This is a genomic window from Citrobacter sp. Igbk 14, assembly GCF_028069825.1.
In the GTDB taxonomy this organism is placed as follows: domain Bacteria; phylum Pseudomonadota; class Gammaproteobacteria; order Enterobacterales; family Enterobacteriaceae; genus Citrobacter.
In genome coordinates this window covers 1-4,723 of record NZ_JANEWM010000113.1, presented here as the reverse complement: position 1 = coordinate 4,723, position 4,723 = coordinate 1, and the positions used below count along the sequence as shown (strand labels likewise).

Annotated in this window: 3 protein-coding genes; all 3 read left to right on the top strand. The window is 52.2% G+C overall.

The annotated features are described in order from the left end of the window. Positions 1 to 377 precede the first annotated feature (377 nt). The 3 genes from fabI to NNN64_RS22395 all read left to right on the top strand — a co-directional run bounded on the left by fabI (position 378) and on the right by NNN64_RS22395 (position 4,552). Complete coding sequence (fabI, locus tag NNN64_RS22405; RefSeq protein WP_005126472.1) at positions 378 to 1,166, top strand: enoyl-ACP reductase FabI; 789 nt, start codon at positions 378 to 380, stop codon at positions 1,164 to 1,166. A gap of 216 nt (positions 1,167 to 1,382) precedes the next feature. Continuing rightward, the gene (locus NNN64_RS22400; RefSeq protein WP_271442827.1) at positions 1,383 to 2,528 is read left to right on the top strand and encodes a carboxymuconolactone decarboxylase family protein; all 1,146 of its coding nucleotides are present in this window, start codon (positions 1,383 to 1,385) and stop codon (positions 2,526 to 2,528) included. An 89-nt stretch (positions 2,529 to 2,617) separates the two neighbouring features. Beyond that, a complete protein-coding gene (locus tag NNN64_RS22395; RefSeq protein ID WP_271442826.1) occupies positions 2,618 to 4,552 on the top strand; it encodes an exoribonuclease II in 1,935 nt (644 codons plus the stop codon). Positions 4,553 to 4,723: the final 171 nt, after the last annotated feature.

Genomic DNA, 4,723 nt, shown 5'->3' with positions numbered 1-4,723 from the left:
GTTTTAAGAATGTTCTTACATTGATATACGTTAAAACATCGACTAGAGGTCAGATCATACCATTTTAACCCTCTGACGCCTTGTATTTTCACCTTATCCCCCTGCTCTTCTCTGGTTGGATGAGGCAGAACCAGGGGGGAGTGATATACTCCTCACGTGCAATGAATAGTGACAGGCCACCGGGTGCTGACAACAATTCCCTGCCCACTGAAATGCCGTTTACTGCTGCTCCCCGACGGGTGAATAGCAGAGAAAGATCGTGACACAAGGGGCAAAGAGTGGGATATAATTTCACACCAATTTCGAGTGACCTTGAAATTGCAATCATAACTCATTGATTGCTAAAAAAATAAGTAATGACTATAAGGATTAAAGCTATGGGTTTTCTTTCCGGTAAGCGCATTCTGGTGACCGGTCTTGCCAGTAAATTGTCCATCGCCTATGGTATCGCTCAGGCGATGCACCGCGAAGGCGCTGAACTGGCGTTCACCTACCAGAACGACAAACTGAAAGGCCGCGTGGAAGAATTTGCAGCTCAGCTGGGTTCCAACATCGTACTGCAGTGTGATGTGGCTGAAGACGCCAGCATCGACACCATGTTCGCTGAACTGGGCAAAGTCTGGCCGAAATTCGACGGTTTCGTACACTCCATCGGTTTCGCACCTGCTGACCAGTTGGATGGCGACTACGTGAATGCGGTCACCCGCGAAGGCTTTAAAATTGCTCATGACATCAGCGCGTACAGCTTTGTTGCAATGGCAAAAGCATGCCGTTCCATGCTGAACCCTGGTTCTGCACTGCTGACGCTGTCCTACCTGGGTGCAGAGCGCGCAATCCCGAACTACAACGTAATGGGTCTGGCGAAAGCCTCTCTGGAAGCCAACGTTCGTTATATGGCTAACGCGATGGGTCCTGAAGGCGTGCGTGTGAACGCAATCTCCGCTGGTCCAATCCGTACTCTGGCTGCTTCCGGTATCAAAGATTTCCGTAAAATGCTGGCACATTGCGAAGCGGTTACGCCGATTCGTCGTACCGTTACCATTGAAGATGTGGGCAACTCTGCGGCATTCCTGTGCTCAGACCTGTCCGCCGGTATCTCCGGTGAAGTCGTTCACGTTGACGGCGGCTTCAGCATCGCCGCAATGAACGAACTGGAACTGAAATAATCTTTCAGACTTCCTCTATGGGCGACGCTCCGTCGCCCATTATTTTCCTCTCCTTTCCCCCTCGCTCGTCGCTATATATGCTTTTCTGATATTTATTATCACTTAACAATCTTTCATCACCTCATTCGCTTACGTCAGGATATCGCAGCGCAAACGATCCGGCGTACAGCTATGACGACGTATCCGGGTCGCCACTTTTTAGACCAAGGAACGCCCATGGAACAACGCCGAATTGAAGGCAAAAGCCACTGGTATCATGAGACACAATCCAGTACATATCCGCAAGATGTTCTGCCGTTGGTGCCAGAAGCCGCGCACGTCGAGGACCGATTTTTGCTGGATCTGACGATACCTGCCGTTGCGCTTTTACCCTTTCAGTCCTGGTTAGAACCTGCCCGTAAACTTGCTCACCTTCTCTTCCCTGTACATGTTGCTCTGGACTCAATGCACACGTTCAGCGCCTACGAGCGTATGAGTACCGCCTTAACCGTCGCTCAGGTTTGTGGCGTACAGCGTTTATGTAATCATTATGCTGCACGTCTTACCCCCCTTCCTGGCCCTAATTCATCCAGGGAAAGTAACCATCGACTGGCACAAATCACCCAATACGCTCGCCAGCTCGCCAGCACTCCGGCCGTCATCGGCTCACGGGATCGCCAGCATCTGGTGGCGGTTGGACTCACGACCAGCGACAGTGTTCTGATGAATCAAATCGTTGGCTTTGTCGGCTTTCAGGCCCGTGTCGTTGCGTTGTTTCAGGCCTGGTTTGGCCATCCTGTGCGCCGCATTCCTGGCCTCGATGTTCAGCAATTTGCCGAGGAATCCCCCTTTAGTGCAGAAGAAGCCCAGTGGCACACCGCCGACCTGCCGATTGAAAAACATCTTCCCAGCGCAGAAACACATGTCAGCCATACTCCCACTGTATTGCAAACGCTGAGGCCATTACTGCAACACTCACCTGAAGAACTGGCGTTATTTGAAGCCCTTTTTATCAGCACATTACATAGCGATGTGCAATCACGGACATTTTCTCTGGCAACGCTGCTCACATCGCGGATCAACGGTAGCGTATCCTGCTTCAACGAGTACGCCCTCTCAGCCACTGAGCTCACTGAGATTATCACCGTACTTCGCCAGGATGAGCGTCAAATACAGCGCTGGGAGCAACGACATCCGGTTGAGCGCGTCACCCTGCAGGCGGTACAATGGTTAACCCGGGCGCCCGATCGCTTTAGCGCCGCACTGCTTACCCCATTGCTCGATCAGGGTATATCCTCAGAACAGGCAATTAACGTGCTGGCCTGGAGCGGATTGTGCGGATGGCTAAATCGTTTGAAGATCGCGTTGGGCGAGACGTATTAACCGATCCACTTGCTGAAAGAGCGCTTGCTGCGACTGGCAGATTCGCGTAAAACTGTCAGCCGCTCTTTCAGCCACGAAAATAGACAATTATGCTTCAGGACAACCCGCTGCTAGCGCAGCTTAAACAGCAACTACATTCCCAGACGCCACGAGCTGAAGGGGTGGTAAAAGCCACGGAAAAAGGCTTTGGCTTCCTGGAAGTCGATGCACAAAAAAGCTATTTCATTCCACCGCCGCAGATGAAAAAAGTGATGCATGGCGACCGCATTGTGGCGGTTATCCATACGGAAAAAGATCGCGAATCTGCCGAGCCGGAAGAACTGATCGAACCGTTCCTGACGCGCTTCGTGGGCAAAGTTCAGGGTAAGAATGACCGCCTGTCCATTGTGCCGGATCATCCGCTGCTGAAAGATGCGATTCCCTGCCGCGCCGCGCGTGGCGTTGAACATGAATTTAAAGAAGGTGACTGGGCTGTAGCAGAAATGCGCCGCCACCCGTTAAAAGGCGACCGCACCTTCTACGCCGAGTTAACCCAATTTATTACCTTCGCTGACGATCACTTCGTTCCGTGGTGGGTCACACTGGCTCGCCATAATCTGGAAAAAGAAGCACCCGATGGTGTCGCCACTGAGATGCTGGATGAGGGCCTGGTGCGTGAGGACTTAACCGCACTGAACTTCGTCACCATCGACAGCGCCAGTACGCAGGACATGGATGACGCGCTTTACGCCGAAGAACAAACGGATGGTAAATTGCAGTTAACCGTCGCGATTGCCGATCCTACCGCCTGGATTGCTGAAGGCAGTAAGCTGGATAACATTGCAAAAATTCGTGCATTTACCAACTACCTGCCGGGGTTCAACATCCCAATGTTGCCGCGCGAGCTTTCGGACGATCTGTGTTCTCTGCGCGCTAACGAAATTCGCCCGGTTCTGGCCTGCCGCATGAGCATCACTGCTGACGGCACGATCGAAGACAATATCACCTTCTTCGCAGCAACGATTGAATCGAAAGCGAAGCTGGCCTACGACAACGTCTCTGACTGGCTTGAAGGCACGGGTGACTGGCAGCCGGAGAATGACGCAATTGCACAGCAGATCCGCCTGCTGCACCGCATTTGTCTGAGCCGTGGTGAGTGGCGCCATAATCATGCTCTGGTATTTAAAGATCGCCCGGATTACCGTTTCGTTCTCGGTGAAAAAGGTGAAGTACTGGATATCGTGGCGGAACCGCGCCGCATCGCGAACCGCATTGTGGAAGAGTCCATGATTGCGGCGAACATTTGTGCTGCCCGCGTACTGCGCGACAAGCTGGGCTTCGGTATTTATAACGTGCATATGGGATTCGATCCGGCTAATGCAGAAGCACTGGCTGCCCTCCTGAAAACCCATGGTATGCACGTTGATGCTGAAGAGGTCCTGACGCTGGAAGGCTTCTGTAAACTGCGTCGTGAGCTGGATGCTCAGCCATCCGGTTTCCTCGACAGCCGCATTCGTCGATTCCAGTCTTACGCTGAGATCAGCACCGAGCCGGGTCCGCATTTTGGTCTGGGCCTGGAAGCTTATGCCACCTGGACCTCGCCTATCCGTAAGTATGGCGACATGATTAACCACCGACTGCTTAAGGCCGTCATCAAAGGTGAGACAATTTCCCGCCCGCAGGATGATACGACTTTGCAGATGGCTGAACGTCGCCGCCTGAACCGCATGGCTGAACGTGATGTGGGGGACTGGTTGTATGCACGTTTTCTGAATGACAAAGCCGGTACCGACACCCGCTTTGCGGCCGAGATTATTGATGTCAGCCGTGGTGGTATGCGTGTACGTTTAATTGATAACGGCGCGGTAGCCTTTATTCCGGCCCCCTTCCTGCACGCGGTTCGTGATGAACTGGTGTGTAACCAGGAAAGTGGAACGATCCAGATCAAAGGTGAAGTGGTTTACAAAGTTACCGATGTCATTGACGTCACCATCGCCGAAGTGCGGATGGAAACCCGCAGCGTCATCGCGCGCCCTGCCCTATAATACGCATTAACTCAACGACCTTTCTCTTTTGTGAAAGGTCGTTTTCTTTTTCCCCGCCCAATTGCCTGCCACGCACTACACTTCTTTCATCCGGTCATATTTATTTTTTACTATTTTCCGTTCGCCAGCTTTGCTTTTTCCTGAATCTGGATTACACATAAATATATAAAT